General features: G+C 72.2%; 15 protein-coding genes. 11 read left to right on the top strand and 4 right to left on the bottom strand.

Translation table 11 applies throughout. The features are described from left to right. From yajC to DQE82_RS16465, 5 genes are all read left to right on the top strand, one after another. Positions 1-345: a preprotein translocase subunit YajC gene (gene yajC / locus DQE82_RS16485; protein ID WP_036343450.1), complete on the top strand. Its 345-nt coding sequence runs from the start codon at positions 1-3 to the stop codon at positions 343-345. A 223-nt stretch (positions 346-568) separates the two neighbouring features. Further along, positions 569-2476: a protein translocase subunit SecD gene (gene secD, locus DQE82_RS16480; RefSeq protein WP_176722758.1), complete on the top strand. Its 1908-nt coding sequence runs from the start codon at positions 569-571 to the stop codon at positions 2474-2476. Between the two features lies 1 nt (position 2477). Then, positions 2478-3671, top strand: coding sequence for a protein translocase subunit SecF (secF, locus tag DQE82_RS16475; protein ID WP_043324975.1), 1194 nt, complete (start codon positions 2478-2480; stop codon positions 3669-3671). A gap of 98 nt (positions 3672-3769) precedes the next feature. Continuing rightward, a complete protein-coding gene (locus DQE82_RS16470; protein ID WP_043324974.1) occupies positions 3770-4336 on the top strand; it encodes an adenine phosphoribosyltransferase in 567 nt (188 codons plus the stop codon). Positions 4337-4563: 227 nt separating this feature from the next. Further along, positions 4564-7035 carry a bifunctional (p)ppGpp synthetase/guanosine-3',5'-bis(diphosphate) 3'-pyrophosphohydrolase gene (locus tag DQE82_RS16465; RefSeq protein WP_043324973.1) on the top strand — a complete coding sequence of 824 codons (2472 nt, stop codon included), beginning with the start codon at positions 4564-4566 and terminating at the stop codon, positions 7033-7035. A gap of 71 nt (positions 7036-7106) precedes the next feature. Here DQE82_RS16465 and DQE82_RS16460 read toward each other — a convergent pair whose 3' ends face one another. Together DQE82_RS16460 and DQE82_RS16455 are read right to left on the bottom strand one after the other, a co-directional pair. Continuing rightward, positions 7107-7949 carry a peptidylprolyl isomerase gene (locus DQE82_RS16460; protein WP_043330340.1) on the bottom strand — a complete coding sequence of 281 codons (843 nt, stop codon included), beginning with the start codon at positions 7947-7949 and terminating at the stop codon, positions 7107-7109. 91 nt (positions 7950-8040) lie between these two features. Then, positions 8041-8910: a peptidylprolyl isomerase gene (locus DQE82_RS16455; RefSeq protein WP_064448526.1), complete on the bottom strand. Its 870-nt coding sequence runs from the start codon at positions 8908-8910 to the stop codon at positions 8041-8043. 237 nt (positions 8911-9147) lie between these two features. Between DQE82_RS16455 and DQE82_RS16450 the strand changes: the two genes are divergently transcribed. Genes DQE82_RS16450 through DQE82_RS16440 form a run of 3 tightly spaced genes read left to right on the top strand, consistent with a single transcriptional unit; the run spans position 9148 to position 12235 of the window. Then, positions 9148-9867 (top strand): MBL fold metallo-hydrolase, encoded by a 720-nt coding sequence (locus DQE82_RS16450; RefSeq protein WP_030502528.1) that lies wholly within the window; start codon positions 9148-9150, stop codon positions 9865-9867. Between the two features lie 40 nt (positions 9868-9907). Continuing rightward, on the top strand, positions 9908-11248 hold the full coding sequence (gene hisS / locus DQE82_RS16445) for a histidine--tRNA ligase (protein WP_113973154.1): 1341 nt from the start codon (positions 9908-9910) through the stop codon (positions 11246-11248). A gap of 51 nt (positions 11249-11299) precedes the next feature. Beyond that, positions 11300-12235 carry an acyl-ACP desaturase gene (locus tag DQE82_RS16440; RefSeq protein WP_113973153.1) on the top strand — a complete coding sequence of 312 codons (936 nt, stop codon included), beginning with the start codon at positions 11300-11302 and terminating at the stop codon, positions 12233-12235. Positions 12236-12365: 130 nt separating this feature from the next. Here DQE82_RS16440 and DQE82_RS16435 read toward each other — a convergent pair whose 3' ends face one another. Next, complete coding sequence (locus DQE82_RS16435) at positions 12366-12866, bottom strand: PaaI family thioesterase (RefSeq protein ID WP_104115182.1); 501 nt, start codon at positions 12864-12866, stop codon at positions 12366-12368. Between the two features lie 55 nt (positions 12867-12921). Between DQE82_RS16435 and DQE82_RS16430 the strand changes: the two genes are divergently transcribed. Next, positions 12922-13395 (top strand): helix-turn-helix domain-containing protein, encoded by a 474-nt coding sequence (locus DQE82_RS16430; protein ID WP_113973152.1) that lies wholly within the window; start codon positions 12922-12924, stop codon positions 13393-13395. A gap of 262 nt (positions 13396-13657) precedes the next feature. After that, complete coding sequence (locus DQE82_RS16425) at positions 13658-14704, top strand: S1 family peptidase (protein WP_113973151.1); 1047 nt, start codon at positions 13658-13660, stop codon at positions 14702-14704. Positions 14705-14760: 56 nt separating this feature from the next. Here the strand turns inward: DQE82_RS16425 and DQE82_RS16420 are convergent, their stop codons facing one another. Further along, positions 14761-15459 (bottom strand): DUF998 domain-containing protein, encoded by a 699-nt coding sequence (locus tag DQE82_RS16420; RefSeq protein WP_233514690.1) that lies wholly within the window; start codon positions 15457-15459, stop codon positions 14761-14763. A 149-nt stretch (positions 15460-15608) separates the two neighbouring features. On the opposite strand from DQE82_RS16420, the gene aspS reads away from it, so the two are divergent. Continuing rightward, positions 15609-17414 (top strand): aspartate--tRNA ligase, encoded by a 1806-nt coding sequence (gene aspS, locus DQE82_RS16415; RefSeq protein WP_113973149.1) that lies wholly within the window; start codon positions 15609-15611, stop codon positions 17412-17414. The last annotated feature ends 21 nt before the right edge of the window (positions 17415-17435 follow it).

Raw genomic sequence — 17435 nt, 5'->3', positions numbered from 1 at the left:
GTGCTTTACGCAGCAGCGAGTGGCGGGGGAGCCGGCGGTCTGACGCCGATCCTGATGATCGCTCTGCTCTTCGTCGTCATGTACTTCATGATGATCCGACCGCAGCAGAAGCGCCGCCGCGAGGCCGAGCAGATGCAGTCCGCCCTGGCCCCGGGCGACGAGGTGGTCACCATCGGCGGCCTGCACGGCACTGTCACCGCGGTCGAGGACGAGACCGTCCTGCTGGAGGTGGCCCCGGGTGTGCAGACCCGGTACGCCCGCCCCGCCGTGGCCCGCGTGATCAAGCGCGCCGAGGCGCCGGCCGCCGAGACGATCAGCGAGGAAGCCGAGCCGGTCAAGGAGTGACTGCCGCCCCGGACGGGGCAGCGGAATCATCGGTACAAGTGGATAGTTGGGGTCGGCGCCCGGCGCCGGCACCCGGCCAGGCCGTGCGGCGCCCCCGCGCCGTGCCCCGGTCGGCGTGCCGTCGGCCGGTGCCGATCCGCCGGAGCAGTCGGGCGGACACCCCCGGCCCGACAGTTGTCGCCGCCGCGGAAGCGGCGCGACCGTACAGGGAGACAGGACAGCCGTGGCACCACCTCAGGGACAGATGCGGCCCGGACGGCAGCTCGCCGTGCTCGGGCTCATCTTCGTCGTCCTCTATCTTTTGGTGTTCTTCTCGGGCGGCGCCAGCGGTGGCTGGAAGGACCGGCTGGAGCCCCGGCTCGGCCTGGACCTCGTCGGCGGCACCCGGCTGACGCTCGAGGCCACAAACACCGTGGACGGCAAGCCGCCGACCGCCGGCAACCTCGAGGAGGCGCGCCAGATCATCGAGAGCCGGGTCAACGCCTACGGCGTGGCCGAGGCCGAGGTGGTCACCGAGGGCAACCGCAACATCGTCATCTCCCTGCCCGGCCAGAACCGGGACCTGACCGACGTGGGCAGCGCCGCCGAGCTGCGCTTCCGCAAGGTCCTCAAGGCCACCGACGGCAGCGGCGCCGCCGCCGCGCCCGCGCCGACCCCGAGCGTCGCTCCGTCCGGGACCGCCAGCCCGGCGCCGTCGGGCAGCGCGTCGCCGCAGGCGACCACGAGCCCCAAGGTCAGCGGGTCGCCGAGCGCCGGCGGACAGGGCGGCATGGCCCCGAACCCGAGCGCCAGCGCCTCGGCCACCCCGTCGGCCTCGCCGAGCGCCGCGTCCCCCAGCGCCAGCGCCAGCGCCGAGCCGGTGCCGCAGAGCATCGAGCAGCAGCGCAAGGCCGTCGAGCAGAAGGTCGGCGCGGCCGCCTGGGCCGCCGCCTCGGGCCTGCAGGCCCCGGCCGACCTCACCACCGACCCGACGCTCGCCGACAAGCTCAAGCCGTTCGGCACGCTCACTCCGCAGGAGGTCGCGGTCCTGCCGGTCGAGATGCAGTTCAACGTCCCGACCATCACCTGCGCCCAGCTCGACAAGCGCCCGGCCGCCTCGATCAAGGACGAGAAGCAGAAGGCGGTCGCCTGCGAGTCCGGCGCGAAATACCTGCTCGACGTGGCGAAGGTGCTCGGCACCGACGTCAAGAACGCCTCCGCCCAGCTCGACCAGACCAGCTCCTGGGTGGTCAGCCTCAACTTCACCGGCAAGGGCCAGGAGAAGTGGACCGCGCTGACCCGCGAGGCGTTCAACAACGAGGGCCAGGCCTGCGACCAGACCGCGCTCGGCCAGGACGGCAAGTGCCGGGTCGCCGTGGTCCTGGACAACGAGATCGTCTCGTCCCCGGAGATCCAGGGTGTGCTGACCGGTGACTCGCAGATCACCGGCAGCTTCGACAACAAGACCGCGAACGCGCTCGCCAGCCAGCTCCGCTACGGCGCGCTGCCGGTCACGTTCGAGCCGCAGGAGCAGCAGAACGTCACCGCCACGCTCGGCGACAGCCACCTCAAGGCGGGTCTGCTGGCCGCCGGCATCGGCATGCTGCTGGTCATCATCTACTCGTTCTTCTACTACCGGCTGCTCGGCTCGGTCATCTTCCTGAGCCTGGTGCTCTCCGCGCTGCTGGTCTTCGGCGCGCTCGTGGTGCTCGGCCGTTCGATCGGCTTCACGCTCACGCTCGCCGGCATCGCCGGCATGATCGTCTCACTGGGCGTCGCGGCGGACTCGTTCGTCATCTACTTCGAACGATTGAAGGACGAGATCCGGGAGGGCCGCAGCCCACGCAGCGCGGTGCCGCGCGCCTGGATCCGGGCCCGCCGGACGATCATCTCGGCGAACGCGATCACGCTGATGTCGGCGGTGGTGCTCTACATCGTGTCGGTCGGCGCGGTGAAGGGCTTCGCCTTCGCGCTCGGCCTGGCGACAGTGCTCGACCTGGTCGTCGTGTTCCTCTTCCGCCACCCGATCATGACGATGTTCGCCCGCACCCGGGCGTTCCTGTCGCCGCGGGTCAGCGGTCTGGGCCGGGCTCTGCCGGCCCGGTCGGCCGAGTCGGGCACCGCCCGCAACCCGCGTGTCAAGGAGGCCTGAGATGGCTAAGAACGGTCTGGCCGCCCGGCTCTACCGGGGCGAGGCGGATCTCAACATCGTCGGCCGCCGCAACCTGTGGTTCGGCGTGGCGGGCGTCCTCGTCCTGATCGCGGTGCTCAGCTTCGCGATCAGCGGCTTCAAGCTCGGCATCGAGTTCGCCGGCGGCAACACGTTCCAGGTGCCGGCCAGCGTCGGCACGCTGGACCGGGCCGAGCAGACCGTCGACGAGGTGCTGGCCGACGAGGCGCCCGGCGTCGAGGTGGTGAGCGCGCAGAAGGTCGGCAGCACCAGCGGCGAGTTCTACGAGATGCGCACCGGGCAGCTCAGCGCCGAGCAGGCCAACGCGGCCAAGGCCGCGATGGCGGAGGAGTTCGGCATCCAGGCCGACCAGATCAGCGGCAGCCAGGTCTCCGAGGCGTGGGGCAGCCAGGTCACCTCCCGCGCCTTCCTCGGTCTGCTGATCTTCATCGCGGTGGTGTCGATCTACCTGGTGCTGCGCTTCGAGTGGCGGATGGCGGTCGCGGCGATCACCTCGCTGCTGACCAACCTGGTCCTCACCGCCGGCATCTACTCGCTGGTCGGCTTCGAGGTCACCCCGTCGACGATCATCGGCTTCCTCACGATCCTGGGCTTCGCGCTCTACGACGTGGTGGTGGTCTTCGACAAGGTGCAGGAGAACACACGCGGCATCACCGCGAACAACAACGTCACCTACGGCGAGGCGTCCAACCTGGCGCTCAACCAGAGCCTCATGCGGTCGCTGAACACCTCGGTGGTGGCGCTGCTGCCGGTCGGCGGCCTGCTCTTCATCGGCGCCGGCCTGCTCGGCGCGGGCACGCTGAAGGACCTCGGCCTGGTGCTGTTCGTCGGTATGGCGGTGGCGTTCCTGACCTCGATCGTGCTGGCCACCCCGCTGTTGGTGCTGCTGAAGAACATGGACCCGCGGATCAGCGCGCACAACAAGCGGGTGCTGTCCCGCCGGGCCGCGCTGGCCCGGGGCGAGATCACGCCGAAGGGCGCCTCGCGCGCCGCCCCGGCTGCCGACGCCGACGCGCCGATCGACCCGGAGGCCGCCGCGCTCGCCGGCGCCGCCCCCAAGGTCGGCGCCCGCCCGGCCGGCAAGCGTCCCAGCGGCGCCCGCGGCGGCCGGCCCGCCGGGGGTGGCGGCAACCGGCCCGGCGGCAAGCGCCGCTGAACCACGGGCCCGGACGTAGTCGCGACGACGGCGTCCGTCATGCTGGACTCACGGCATGACGGACGCCGTCGTCGTTTCGAAAGGACATGGGACGCACTGTGACGGAGACCCACACCACGGGCGTACGCGGAGACAGCGGCCCGGAGGTCGCCCAGCTCGTCGCCAGCCGGTTGCTGGACGTGCCGGACTTCCCCAAGCCGGGTGTCGTGTTCAAGGACCTGATGCCGCTGTTCGCCGACGGTACGGCGTTCCGTGAGGTGATCGACGGCATCATCGCGTACCACGGGCGCGACTCGTTCGACGCCGTCGCCGGCATCGAGGCGCGTGGGTTCGTGCTCGCCGCGGCCGTCGCGTACGCCACCGGGGTCGGCGTGGTGCCGGTGCGCAAGGCCGGCAAGCTGCCCCGGGCGACGCACTCCGCCTCCTACGCGCTGGAGTACGGCGAGGCGACGCTGGAGGTGCACCAGGACGCCTTCACCGCCGGCCACCGCGTGCTGGTGCTCGACGACGTGCTCGCCACCGGCGGCACCGCCGAGGCGACGCTGGACCTGGTGGAGCGGGCCGGTGGCACGGTGACCGGGTTCACCGTGCTGCTGGAGCTGGGCTTCCTGGAAGGCCGCAAGCGGCTCGCGCCGCGTCCGGTCCACGCCCTGTTGACCGTTTGACCCGGCCCCGGCCGTCGGGCCGGTCGGCGCCGACCGTCCGGGGGAGCGGTGGCGTACCCTGCGTACGGGTAGCATTGCGCTTTGCCCGACCCGGCCGAGGTGTCCGGGGCGGCGAAGGCGCCGGGGCCCGGCCCCGGTGACCGCGCGGAACAACACCGGCCCCCGGGCCGGTTGAACCAGACGTCGGCCGAACGGCCGGCGCATCCCGGCGAGCGGTGAGGAGGCCGGTGTCCCACGATGTCGTCCCTCCGGTGGAGGGCACGGTGCACCCGACAGGCGACGCGGACGGCTCGGTGACCGAGCGCAGCGGCAACCCGCAGGCCCGGGCGACCGGCGCCACCGGCGGCGCGCCCGACGCGACGGCCGACGGCGGGGCGGTCGTGGTGCCGTTCCCGACCGAGGCTGCCGCCGACGCGGCGACCAGCGGCGGGTTCGCGCTCTCCAACGCGCCCACCGGCCGGCGGGTACGCGCCCGGCTGGCCCGGTTCAACGCGCCCTGGCAGACCTCGCAGGTCAGTGAGGTGCTGGAGCCGCTGATCGCGACGCACCGGGAGAACCACCCCAAGGCCGACGCGCGGCTGCTGCAGCGCGCCTTCGACACGGCCGCGCGGTGGCATTCGGGGCAGTACCGCAAGTCCGGCGACCCCTACATCACGCACCCGCTCGCGGTGGCGACCATCCTGGCGAACCTGGGCATGGACACCACCACGCTGGTCGCGGCGCTGCTGCACGACACCATCGAGGACACCGAATACACGCTCGACGCGATGCGCGCCGACTTCGGCGGCGAGGTCGCGCTGCTCGTCGACGGTGTCACCAAGCTCGACAAGGTCAAGCTCGGCGACGCGGCCAAGGCCGAGACCATCCGCAAGATGGTCGTCGCGATGGCGAAGGACCCCCGGGTCCTGGTGATCAAGCTGGCCGACCGGCTGCACAACATGCGGACCCTGACCTTCCTGCCGCGCCCCAAGCAGGAGCAGAAGGCCAAGGAGACGCTGGAGATCCTGGCGCCGCTGGCGCACCGCCTCGGTATGAACACGATCAAGTGGGAGCTGGAGGACCTCGCCTTCGGCACGCTGTTCCCGAAGCGGTTCGAGGAGATCAACCGGCTGATCGGGGAGCACCAGCCGCAGCGGGAGGCGCTGCTGCGCCAGGTGACCCAGAAGGTGTCCACCGACCTGAAGGCCGCCAAGATCAAGGCGGAGACGACCGGGCGGCCCAAGCACCTCTACTCGATCTACCAGAAGATGATCGTGCGGGGGCGCGACTTCAACGACATCTACGACCTGGTGGGTGTGCGGATCCTGGTCGACACGGTGCGCGACTGCTACGCGGCGCTGGGAGTCATCCACGCCAACTGGCAGCCGGTGCCGGGCCGGTTCAAGGACTACATCGCCATGCCCAAGTTCAACATGTACCAGTCGCTGCACACGACTGTCATCGGGCCCACCGGCAAGCCGGTGGAGATGCAGATCCGCACGTACGCGATGCACCGCACCGCCGAGTTCGGCATCGCCGCGCACTGGAAGTACAAGGAGCACAAGGGCACGCCGGTGGTGGGCCCGCCGGCGCACATCGACGAGATGACCTGGCTGCGGCAGCTGCTGGACTGGCAGCGCGAGGCGGCGGACCCGAGCGAGTTCCTGGACGCGCTGCGGTTCGACCTGTCCAGTCAGGAGGTGTACGTCTTCACCCCCAAGGGTGACGTCATCCCGCTGCCGACCGGGTCGACGCCGGTGGACTTCGCGTACGCGGTGCACACCGAGGTCGGGCACAAGTGCATCGGCGCGCGGGTGAACGGCAAGCTGGTGCCGCTGGAGTCGACGCTCTCCAACGGCGACGTGATCGAGATCTTCACGTCGAAGTCCGACACGGCCGGCCCCACACAGGACTGGCTCGGCTTCGTGAAGAGCCCGCGCGCGCGTACGAAGATCCGCCAGTACTTCAACAAGGAGCGGCGCGAGGAGGCGATCGAGGCCGGCAAGGACGCGATCGTCAAGGCGATGCGCAAGCAGGGCATGCCGTTGCAGCGGATGCTCACCTCGGACGCGCTGATGGCGATCGCGCGGGACCTGCACCTCGCCGACGTGGCGTCGCTGTACGCGGCGGTCGGCGACAGCCAGGTCTCCGCGCAGTCGGTCGTGCAGAAGCTGATGGCCTCCTACGGCGGCGAGGAGGGCGCGGCGGAGGACATCGCCGAGACCGCCGTCGCCACCCGGCCACCGCGCAGCCGGCAGAGCAGCGCCGACCCGGGCGTGGTGGTCCGCGGCGTCAGCGACGTCTGGATCAAGCTGGCCCGCTGCTGCACGCCGGTGCCGCCGGATTCTGTGTTCGGTTTCGTCACCCGCTCCGGCGGGGTCAGCGTGCACCGGGACGACTGCGCCAACGCCGAGGACCTGCGCGCCCAGCCCGAGCGGGTGGTCGAGGTCAGCTGGAAGCTCACCTCGGCGTCCACGTTCCTGGTCGCCATCCAGGTCGAGGCGCTGGATCGGCACAAGCTGCTCGCCGACGTGACCCGGGTGCTGTCCGAGGAGCGGGTGAACATCCTCTCCGCGACCGTCACCACCACGCGGGACCGGGTGGCGGTGAGCCGGTTCAGCTTCGAGATGGCCGACCCGAAGCACCTGGGCCACCTGCTGGCCGCGGTCCGCAAGGTCGACGGCGTGTTCGACGCGTACCGGGTCACCTCCGGGGCCTGAGCCACCACGTACGCGAAAGCGCCCGCCGGCTGCGATCAGCCGGCGGGCGCTTCGTCGTCGTACCGGTGCGGTCAGCCGCCCTCGACCGGGCTCATCGTCACCTTGGTCATGGTGATCTCCTTCTTCGGGTGACCACCGCCGGCCTGCTTGGCGAACGCGCCGTCGTCACCGGCCGCGGCGACCTGCTTCACCACGTCCATGCCACCGGTGATGGTGCCCAGCACCGTGTAGTTCGGGTCGAGCGGCGAGTCGCCGTACACGATGAAGAACTGGCTGCCGGTGCTGCCCGGCTGCCCGGAGTTGGCCATCGCGATGACACCCTCCGGGTACGGCGGGCGCTTGTTGGTGGGGAGGTTCTCCTCGGCCAGGTTGTAGCTGGGCCCGCCGGTGCCGTCGGTGTCCCGCCAGCCCTTGCCGGTGGCGCTCGGGTCGCCGCACTGGAGCACCTTGATGCCCTCGGTCACCAGGCGGTGGCACTTGGTGTTGTCGAAGAAGCCCTTGCTGGCGAGGTGCGTGAAGCTGCCCGCGGTGCAGGGCACGGCGGCACGGTCGATCTTGGCGGTGATCGGGCCCAGGTTGGTGTCGATGGTCATCGTCTGGGAACCCTTGCCGGCCTGCTGGGTCGGCGGCAGCCCGACGTCCTTGATCTGCGGCGGCCGGCCCTCCTTGGGCACCTCCGTGTACGCGCACTGCACGGCGTCGGCAGTGGTCGTGCCGCCCGTCTGCTCGTCGTCGTCGCCGCCGAGCGAGGTGGCCAGCCACACCGTGCCGGCAACGACGAGCACCAGCACGGCCGCGGCGCCGACGATCGCCTGGGTCTGCCGGCGCTTGCGGGCCTTGCCGGCCCGCTCCGCCATCTCCCGCTCGAGCTTGGCCCGCGCCGCCGCGCGCTGGCGGTCTCTGGTGGACGTCACGGTCACTCCTCACCTGCTGCGTTTGGGGTCGGCGCGCGCGCCGCCGGTCACGTGTGGGTGAGCCGGCGGGCTGCCGCCGACTCTGGGTCGGTCAGCCCGCGCTGGCGCTCGGCGAGGGCGCGGGACTGTCGGCCGGAGCCGCGCCCGGCTCGCCGACGGTGACGCTCTGCACCAGGATCTGCGTCTTGGGCTTGACCTTGGCGCCGTTGCCATTGTCCTCCGTCGGCATGGCGCCGATCTTCTCCACCACGTCGAGCCCGCCGGTGACCTTGCCGACCACGGAGTAGGCCGGCTTCTCCGGGCTGGCGTCCTTGAAGAAGATCAGGAACTGGCTGCCGTTGCTACCCGGCGGGTTGCCGATCATGGCGACCGTGCCCTTCGGGTACGTCGCCGGCTGCCCCGGGGCCGGGGAGGCCGACGGGCTGGGCTCCGGCGCGGCCGGCACGTTCTCGTCGAAGAACGAGTAGGTCGGTCCGCCGAGCCCGGTGCCGGTCGGGTCGCCGCAGCGCAGCGCGCCCTCGGCGGTGATCTCGTGGCACGTGGTGTTGTCGAAGAACGAGCGGCCGGCCAGGTAGCTCAGGCTCGCCGCGCCGCACGGCGCGTCGGTCTGGTCCAGCTCGACGGTGATCGGGCCACCCTGGTTGGTGGTGATCGTCATCGGCCGGGTGCCCGAGGTGGGCAGGCCCGTGGTGGGCGGCTCGCCGACGTCCTTGAGGTTGGTGTTGACGGCGCCGTCCTGCGCGGTCCAGAGGCAGACGTCCTCGGCGGCCTGCTTCTCCGGCTCCGAGTCGAACGCGCCGAGCGCCCAGGCGGAACCGGCCACGATCAGCACGAGCACCACCGCGGCGCCCACACCGGCCCGGATCTGCCGGCGGCGCTTCGCGGCCGCCGCCCGCCGGGCGAGCTGCCGGTCGAGCTTGGCCCGCGCCAGTTTGCGCTGCCGGTCCCTGCTGGAAGCCACGTGCGCTCCCCTTCCTCTGCCTGAATCGCCGCCGGCGCCGGGCGCCGGCCGCCGTTCCGGTCGGGGTGCGCCACGCCACACGCCCGCCAGAGTGTACGGGTAGCGACTGTGAATGTCGTGTACGAGGTCCCGTCATCTCAGCCCGGCCGGGGCGGACGGGCCCGGTGGCGGGCGGAACTCGCTCGCCGCTACGACTAGGCTGCAAGCAGACGACGACCGGACGGAAAGGGGAGCGACGTGCTCGTGGCCGGCTTTCCCGCGGACGCCTTCGGCACCAACTGCTACGTGGTGGCGACCGCTCCGGGGGAGCAGTGCGTGGTGGTCGACCCCGGCATCGGGGTGCTCGACCGGCTCGACGCCGTGCTCGCCGAGCATCGCCTGCACCCGGCCGCCGTGCTGCTCACCCACGGCCACCTGGACCACACGTTCTCCGTCGCCCCGGTCTGCGGCGCGCGGGGCATCCCCGCCTACGTCCACCCGGACGACCGGGAGCTGCTGGCCGACCCGAGCAAGGCGCTGTCGATGGACCTGACCCAGCTGTTCGGCGGCCGGCTGCCGTACGCCGAGCCGGACGACGTGGCCGAGCTGACCGACGGCGCGACGCTGTCGCTGGCCGGGTTGGAGATCACCGTCGACCACGCCCCCGGCCATACCGGCGGGTCGGTGCTGTTCCGGTTGCCCGGCGCCGGCTCGCCCTGGGAGGCGGAGCAGATCTGCCTCTCCGGTGACGTGCTGTTCGCCGGCTCGATCGGCCGTACCGACCTGCCGGGCGGCAGCATGCCCCGGATGCTGTCCAGCCTGCGGGACAAGGTGCTCCCGCTGGCCGACGACACAGTCGTCCTGCCCGGCCACGGCCCCGCGACCACTATCGGCCGCGAGCGCGCGACCAACCCGTACCTCGTCGAGGTGGCGGGCACCGGCGGCGCGCGCCCGGCCGCGCCCACCCGAGGCCTCTAGACCCTCACCCGCGCCCGCGCGGGTTCTCAAGGAGTTCGTGATGAGCAAGCCCACGCCCATTTCCGGCTTCCCCGAGTGGACGCCGGCGCAGCGGATGATCGAGCAGTTCGTGCTCGACCGGATCCGCGCCACGTTCGAGCTGTACGGCTTCGCGCCGCTGGAGACCCGCTCGGTCGAGCCGCTGGACCAGCTCCTGCGCAAGGGGGAGACCTCCAAGGAGGTGTACCTGCTGCGCCGGTTGCAGGCCGACGCCGACGGGCCGGCCGGTGACGACGCGCTCGGCCTGCACTTCGACCTGACCGTGCCGTTCGCCCGCTACGTGCTGGAGAACGCCGGCAAGCTGCAGTTCCCGTTCCGCCGCTACCAGATCCAGAAGGTGTGGCGGGGTGAGCGCCCGCAGGAGGGCCGCTACCGGGAGTTCCTCCAGGCCGACATCGACATCGTCGACCGGGACACGCTGCCGGCGCACTACGAGGCGGAGATGCCGCTGGTCATCGGTGACGCGCTGCGGTCGCTGCCGATCCCGCCGGTGCGTATCCAGGTCAACAACCGCAAGATCTGCGAGGGCTTCTACCGGGGCATCGGGCTGACCGACACGGAGGCGGCGCTGCGCGCCGTGGACAAGCTCGACAAGATCGGCCCGGCCGGGGTGACGGAGCTGCTGGCGAGCACCGCCGGGGCGAGTGAGGCGCAGGCCAAGGCCGTGCTGTCGCTGGCCGAGATCTCCGCGCCGGACGCCTCCTTCGCCGACGCGGTGCGCGGCCTCGGGGTGAGCGATCCGCTGCTGGACGAGGGCGTCGCGGAGCTGGCCGCCGTGGTGGAGACCGCCGCCGCGCACGCGCCCGGCCTCTGCGTGGCCGACCTGCGCATCGCGCGGGGCCTGGACTACTACACGGGTACGGTCTACGAGACGCAGATGATCGGCTACGAGCGGTTCGGGTCGATCTGCTCCGGCGGCCGGTACGACAACCTGGCCAGCTCCGGCAACGTCCGGTTCCCCGGGGTGGGCATCTCGATCGGGGTGACCCGGCTGCTCGGCCTGCTCTTCGGCGCCGAGGCGCTGTCGGTGTCCCGTTCGGTGCCGACCTGTGTGCTGGTGGCGGTCACCGCCGAGGAGGACCGGGCGGCCAGTGACGCGGTCGCGGCGGCGCTGCGGTCGCGCGGTGTGCCGACCGAGGTGTCCCCGTCGGCGGCCAAGTTCGGCAAGCAGATCCGGTACGCCGAGCGGCGCGGCATCCCGTACGTCTGGTTCCCCGGCGCGGACGGCGACGAGGTCAAGGACATCCGTTCCGGTGAGCAGGTGGCCGCTTCGGCGGGCGAGTGGACGCCGCCCCGGGCGGACCTGAAGCCGCTGGTCGGCCCGGCCGGCACTGGCGTCTGAAGGCGTTTGGACCTACGGTGGCGTAAGTTACGCCACCGTAGGGAGAACGTCGTGACCGTGCTCAGCCAGACCGCTCTGCTCACCGAACTCGAGCCGGTGGTCGAGAAGAACCTCGACCGCCACCTGTCGCTGGCCAAGGAGTGGTTCCCGCACGAGTACGTGCCGTGGAGCGAGGGCCGCACCTTCGACGGCCCGCTGGGCGGCGAGGCCTGGTCACCGGAGGACTCGACGCTGCCCGACGTGGCCCGGACGGCGCTGATCGTCAACCTGCTCACCGAGGACAACCTGCCCTCGTACCACCACGAGATCGCCACCCTGTTCGGGCGCGACGGCGCGTGGGGCACCTGGGTGCACCGGTGGACCGCCGAGGAGGGGCGGCACGGCACGGCGATCCGCGACTACCTGACGGTGACCCGGGCGGTGGACCCGGTGGCGCTGGAGCGGGCCCGCATGGTGCACATGTCGGCGGGCTACCAGAACGTCCACGACCAGGAGATGCTGCACTCGCTGGCGTACGTGTCGTTCCAGGAGCTGGCGACCCGCATCTCGCACCGCAACACGGGCCGGGCCACCGGCGACCCGACGTGCGAGGCGCTGCTGGCCCGGGTGGCGGCGGACGAGAACCTGCACATGGTCTTCTACCGCAACCTGCTCGGCGCGGCGTTCGAGCTGGCCCCGTCGCAGGCCATGCGCGCGGTCGCCGACGTGCTGGCCAACTTCCAGATGCCGGGCGTGGGCATCGACGGCTTCGCCCGCAAGTCGGTGGCGATCGCGTTGGCCGGCATCTACGACCTGCGCCAGCACCGCGACGACGTGGTGATGCCGGTGCTGCGCCAGTGGAACCTGTTCGACGTGACCGGCCTGAACGCCGACGGCGAGACCGCCCGCGACCAGATCGCCGCCCACCTGGACATGCTGGAGACCCAGGCGTCCCGCTTCGAGGAGAAGCGCGCAGCCCGAGCAGCCCGCCTGGCCGCAACCCGCTGACCCCGCCCCCTCTCTCCCGCGCGATCTTGCACTCACGGCCCCCGCGAATGCCGCGAAACCGGCGCTGCGGGGGCCGCAACCGCAAGATCGCCGGGCGCGCCGGGCGCGGCGGGGGCGCGGGGTGCGGTGGTCAGGGGAGGGGGAAGATCAGGCAGGTTGAGGTGGCGTGGGCCACCAGGCGGTCGGCGGGGTCGGTCAGGCGGGCCTCGGCCAGGGCGGTGCGGCGGCCCCGCTGGAGCACAGTGCCCTCGCAGCGCAGTGTGCCGGTGTCGACGGTTACCGGGCGCAGGAACTTCACGTTGAGGTCGAGCGACGTGTAGCCGACCCCGGGCGGCAGCGTGGTGTGCACGGCGCAGGCCGCGGCGGTGTCCAGCAGCGTGGAGAGGACGCCGCCGTGCACCGTGCCGAGCGGGTTGTAGTGGAACTCCTGCGGCAGCAGCTCGACCGCCACGCGCCCCTCTTCGGCCTCCATTCGGGACATGTCGACGAGGTGCATGATCGGCGGGGCGGCCAGCTCGCCGGCGATCATCGCCCGCATCAGTTCCAGGCCGCTGCGCCGGCCCAGGTGGGCGGCCCCGGCGGCCGGGTCGGACCAGGTGAACGTGCGCGAGCGTTCCTGCGTCTGCGTCATGGACTCAGCCTGGCAGCGCGTTGCTGAGTCTGTCAATCAGACCTAGCCTGGTCGGATGAGACCCGCGGCACTGGACTGGTCGGTGGAGAACTGCACCATCGCGCGCGCCATGGAGGTCCTCGGCGAGCGGTGGACACTGGTCGTGCTGCGCGAGGTCTTCAACGGTGTACGCCGCTTCGACGACATGCGGGTGCGTACCGGCATCCCGCGCCAGGTGCTGACCAACCGGCTCGCCATGCTCGTCGAGCGCGGGGTGCTGCGTCGCGAGCCGTACCGGGAGCCGGGCAGCCGGCCGCGTCACGAGTACCGGCTCACCGAGATAGGGCTGGACCTGTGGCCGGTGCTCGTCGCCGTGCTCGGCTGGGGTGACCGCTACCTGGCCGACCCGGAGGGCTCCCCGCTGAGCGTGGCGCATCGTGACTGTGGCGCCGAGGTCCGGGTCGAGCTGCGCTGCGCCGAGGGGCACGAGATCACCGAGGCGCGCGACGTGCTGCCCCGTCCCGGCCCCGGCGCCCACCGCCGCGCCTGACCACCCCGCGCGCCTGACCGTTCGCCGCGCCTGCCCCCAGCACGTCGACGCGGGTCGATCCCCGGCTCTGACACCTTGAGTCGATGTTGTTGCTGGGGCGTTACATCGGGCGCAGGTGCGAATCCGGGCAAAGCCATGTCTTGTTTACGATCTTAAATGTGTGAATACTTTGGGCACCCGGGCGGTTTCCCCAGGTCGCCCGGGTTGTCCTCGGGCGCGCCCCCATGACAGCGCCCGTTCACCCCCATTCGGAGGTTGTTACATGCGACCCACGAGGTCCACGCTCCGCCGCGCCGCCGCAGTCGCCGTTGCCGGCACCCTGGTCACCGGCTCGCTGCTCAGCGCCCCCGCGCAGGCCGCCCCCGCGGCCCTCTCGCCGGACGCCGCCGCCACCCTCGTCGAGAAGCTCGGCGCCCGCGCGGCCGGCACGTACGCCGACGCCAGCGGCAAGATGATCGTCACGGTGACCGACACCGCGACCGCCCGTCAGGTGCGCGCCGCCGGCGCCATCCCGAAGATCGTGACGCGCGGCGCGGACAAGCTCAACGCCGCCACCAGCGAGCTGGAGCGCTCCGTGAGCATCCCCGGCACCGCCTGGTGGACCGACCCGGTCACGAACCAGGTCGTCGTCTCCATCGACAGCACCGTCACCGGCGCCAAGCTGGAGCGGGTCAGGGCCGCCGCCGCCCGGCACAACGGCGCGATCCGCGTCGAGGCCGAGGCCGGCGTGCTGAGCACCCGGATTTCCGGCGGCCAGGCGATCTACGCCAGCGGCGGGCGCTGCTCGCTCGGCTTCAACGTGCGCAGCGGCTCGACGTACTACTTCCTCACCGCCGGGCACTGCACCAACATCGGCTCGACCTGGTACTCCAACTCCAGCCGCACCACCGTGCTCGGCACCCGGACCGGCACCAGCTTCCCGGGCAACGACTACGGCATCGTCCGGCACAGCAACTCGGCCAACGCGGCCGGTAACGTCTCGCTCTACAACGGCAGCACCCAGGACATCACCTCGGCCGGCAACGCCTACGTCGGCCAGTCCGTCCGCCGTTCCGGCAGCACCACCGGCGTGAAGAGCGGCAGCGTGACCGCGCTCAACGCGACCGTCAACTACGCCGAGGGCCGCGTCTCCGGCCTGATCCGCACCACCGTCTGCGCCGAGCCGGGCGACAGCGGCGGCTCGCTGTTCGCCGGCACCACCGCCCTGGGCCTCACCTCCGGCGGCAGCGGCAACTGCTCCTCCGGCGGCACCACCTACTTCCAGCCGGTCACCGAGCCGCTCAGCGTCTACGGCGTGAGCGTCTTCTGATCCACGCACTCATGAACGGGCCGCCGGTCACCCGGCGGCCCGTTCCGCGTACCCGCTCAGGCGCCCGCTCCAAGACGGCCCGGACCGATCGGCGGCCCGTCCGGGCGGGGCGGGTCCGACGGCCGGGCCGTCCAGTGCCGGTGGGCCCGCCGCGCCGACAGCACCGCCGCCAGCGGCCAGAGCGTCACCGCGAGCGCTGCCACCCGCTCGGCCAGCCCGGTCCGGGAGCCGCCTGTCACCTCCGCCACCGACCAGCCGAACAACGCCAGCAGCGCCGCCGTCACGGCCAGCGCCACCGGCCGGCGGAACGCCCACGGCGGCGTGCCGGCCGGGGAGGCGGCCACCTCGCGCGGGACTCTGCGGGGCAGCCGCAGCGCCGTCCCGGCCGGCCACAGCGACAACGCGAGCACCGCCACCGTCGCGACCACGCCGTGCGCCGGGGAGCCACCAACCTGCGGGCGGGGGAACGCGACCAGCGCGACGGTGGCCACCCCGCCGACCGCGAGCAGGAAGCGGCTGGGCAGCCCGGCGGCGTGCAGCGCGGCGGCGGTGGCGGCGTAGCAGCAGCCGAGCAGCACCAGCGCGCCGCCCATCAGCCACGGATCGGTGGCGCCCTCGCCGGCCAGCTCGCTGATCGTGTCCCGCACCGGGTCGTACCCCGGCCCCTGGCGGGCGCCCGCGACCGTCCAGCCCGTGACCAGCAGCGCGGGCGCGGCGGCCGCGGTGACCACGGCCCAGCTCGGTACGGCACGCACCCGGCCACGGTAGACCGCCGGAGCCGGCCCGCACGGCGCTTTCGCCACCGCCGGGGCGGACCGGCTCGACGGGTGCCCGGGAGCGGGCCCGCCCGCCCTGACAGAATGCGGGGGAGCAGTGAGTGGACCAGATTGAGGAGACGCCAGCCGTGATCCGTACCCACAATGCCGGAAGCCTGCGCGCCGCGGACGCCGGCTCGACGGTGACGCTCGCCGGGTGGGTGGCCCGCCGGCGCGACCACGGCGGTGTCATCTTCGTCGACCTGCGCGACGCCTCCGGTGTCGTGCAGGTGGTCTTCCGCGAGGAGGACGCGCACGCGCTGCGCAACGAGTTCTGCGTCAAGGTCACCGGCGAGGTGACCCGCCGCCCCGAGGGCAACGAGAACCCGGACCTGCCCACCGGCGAGGTCGAGGTGACCGCCTCCGCGCTGGAGGTGCTCTCCGAGGCCGCGCCGCTGCCGCTGCCGGTGGACGACCAGATCGAGGCCGGCGACGACATCCGGCTCAAGTACCGCTACCTGGACCTGCGCCGGGGCGGCCCGGCGAAGGCGATGCGGCTGCGCTCGCGGGCCAACCAGATCGCCCGTGGTGTGCTGCACGAGCGGGACTTCCTGGAGATCGAGACGCCGACGCTCACCCGCTCCACCCCGGAGGGCGCGCGCGACTTCCTGGTGCCGGTGCGGCTGCAGCCGGGCAGCTGGTACGCGCTGCCGCAGTCGCCGCAGCTGTTCAAGCAGCTGCTCATGGTCGGCGGCATGGAGCGGTACTACCAGATCGCCCGCTGCTACCGCGACGAGGACTTCCGTGCCGACCGGCAGCCGGAGTTCACCCAGCTCGACATCGAGATGTCGTTCGTCACCGAGGACGACGTGATCGACCTCGGCGAGGCGATCGTCTCGGCGCTGTGGAAGGACCTCGCCGGCTACGAGATCGCCCGGCCGATCCCGCGCATCACCTGGCACGACGCCATGTCCCGGTACGGCTCGGACAAGCCGGACCTGCGCTACGGCGTGGAGCTGACCGAGCTGACCGAGTACCTGCGCGGCACCGAGTTCCGGGTGTTCGCCGGCGCGATCGACGCGGGCGGCTACGTCGGCGCGGTGGTCATGCCCGGCGGCGCGGCGCAGACCCGCAAGGAGCTGGACGGCTGGCAGGACTGGGCCAAGGCGCGCGGCGCGCGCGGCCTGGCGTACGTGGTGCTGGACGCCGAGACCGGCGAGCCGCGCGGCCCGGTGGCGAAGAACCTGTCCGAGGCGCACCTGTCCGGTCTGGCCGACGCGGTCGGCGCGAAGCCCGGCGACGCGATCTTCTTCGCCGCGAGCACGAACACCCGCGAGGCGCAGGAGCTGCTCGGCGCGGCCCGGATCGAGATCGCCAAGCGGTCGAACCTGATCGACGAGAGCGCCTGGGCGTTCTGCTGGGTCGTCGACGCGCCGATGTTCGAACGCACCGACGAGGGCGGCTGGACCGCCGTGCACCACCCGTTCACCTCGCCGAACGCCGAGTGGGTGGACCGGTTCGAGGACGCGCCGGAGCGGGCGCTGGCGTACGCGTACGACATCGTCTGCAACGGCAACGAGATCGGCGGCGGCTCGATCCGTATCCATCGCGGCGACGTGCAGCAGCGGGTGTTCGACCTGCTCGGCATCACCGCCGACGAGGCGCAGGACAAGTTCGGCTTCCTGCTGGAGGCGTTCAAGTACGGCGCCCCGCCGCACGGCGGCATCGCGTTCGGCTGGGACCGGGTCTGCATGCTGCTGGCCGGCGCCGACTCGATCCGCGAGGTCATCGCGTTCCCGAAGACCCGCGGCGGCTTCGACCCGCTGACCGGCGCGCCCACCCCGATCACCGGGCAGCAGCGCGCCGAGGCCGGCATCGACGCCAAGCCGAAGGCCCCGGCCGGTCCGCACGCCGGCACCGCCGGCCCGGCCGCCCCGGTGGCCGACCCCGTCTGATCCTCGCTTTCCGGAACTGGC

The organism is Micromonospora sp. LHW51205, from assembly GCF_003315815.1.
Taxonomy (GTDB): domain Bacteria; phylum Actinomycetota; class Actinomycetes; order Mycobacteriales; family Micromonosporaceae; genus Micromonospora; species Micromonospora chalcea.
This window is presented reverse-complemented; position numbering and strand designations above follow the sequence as displayed.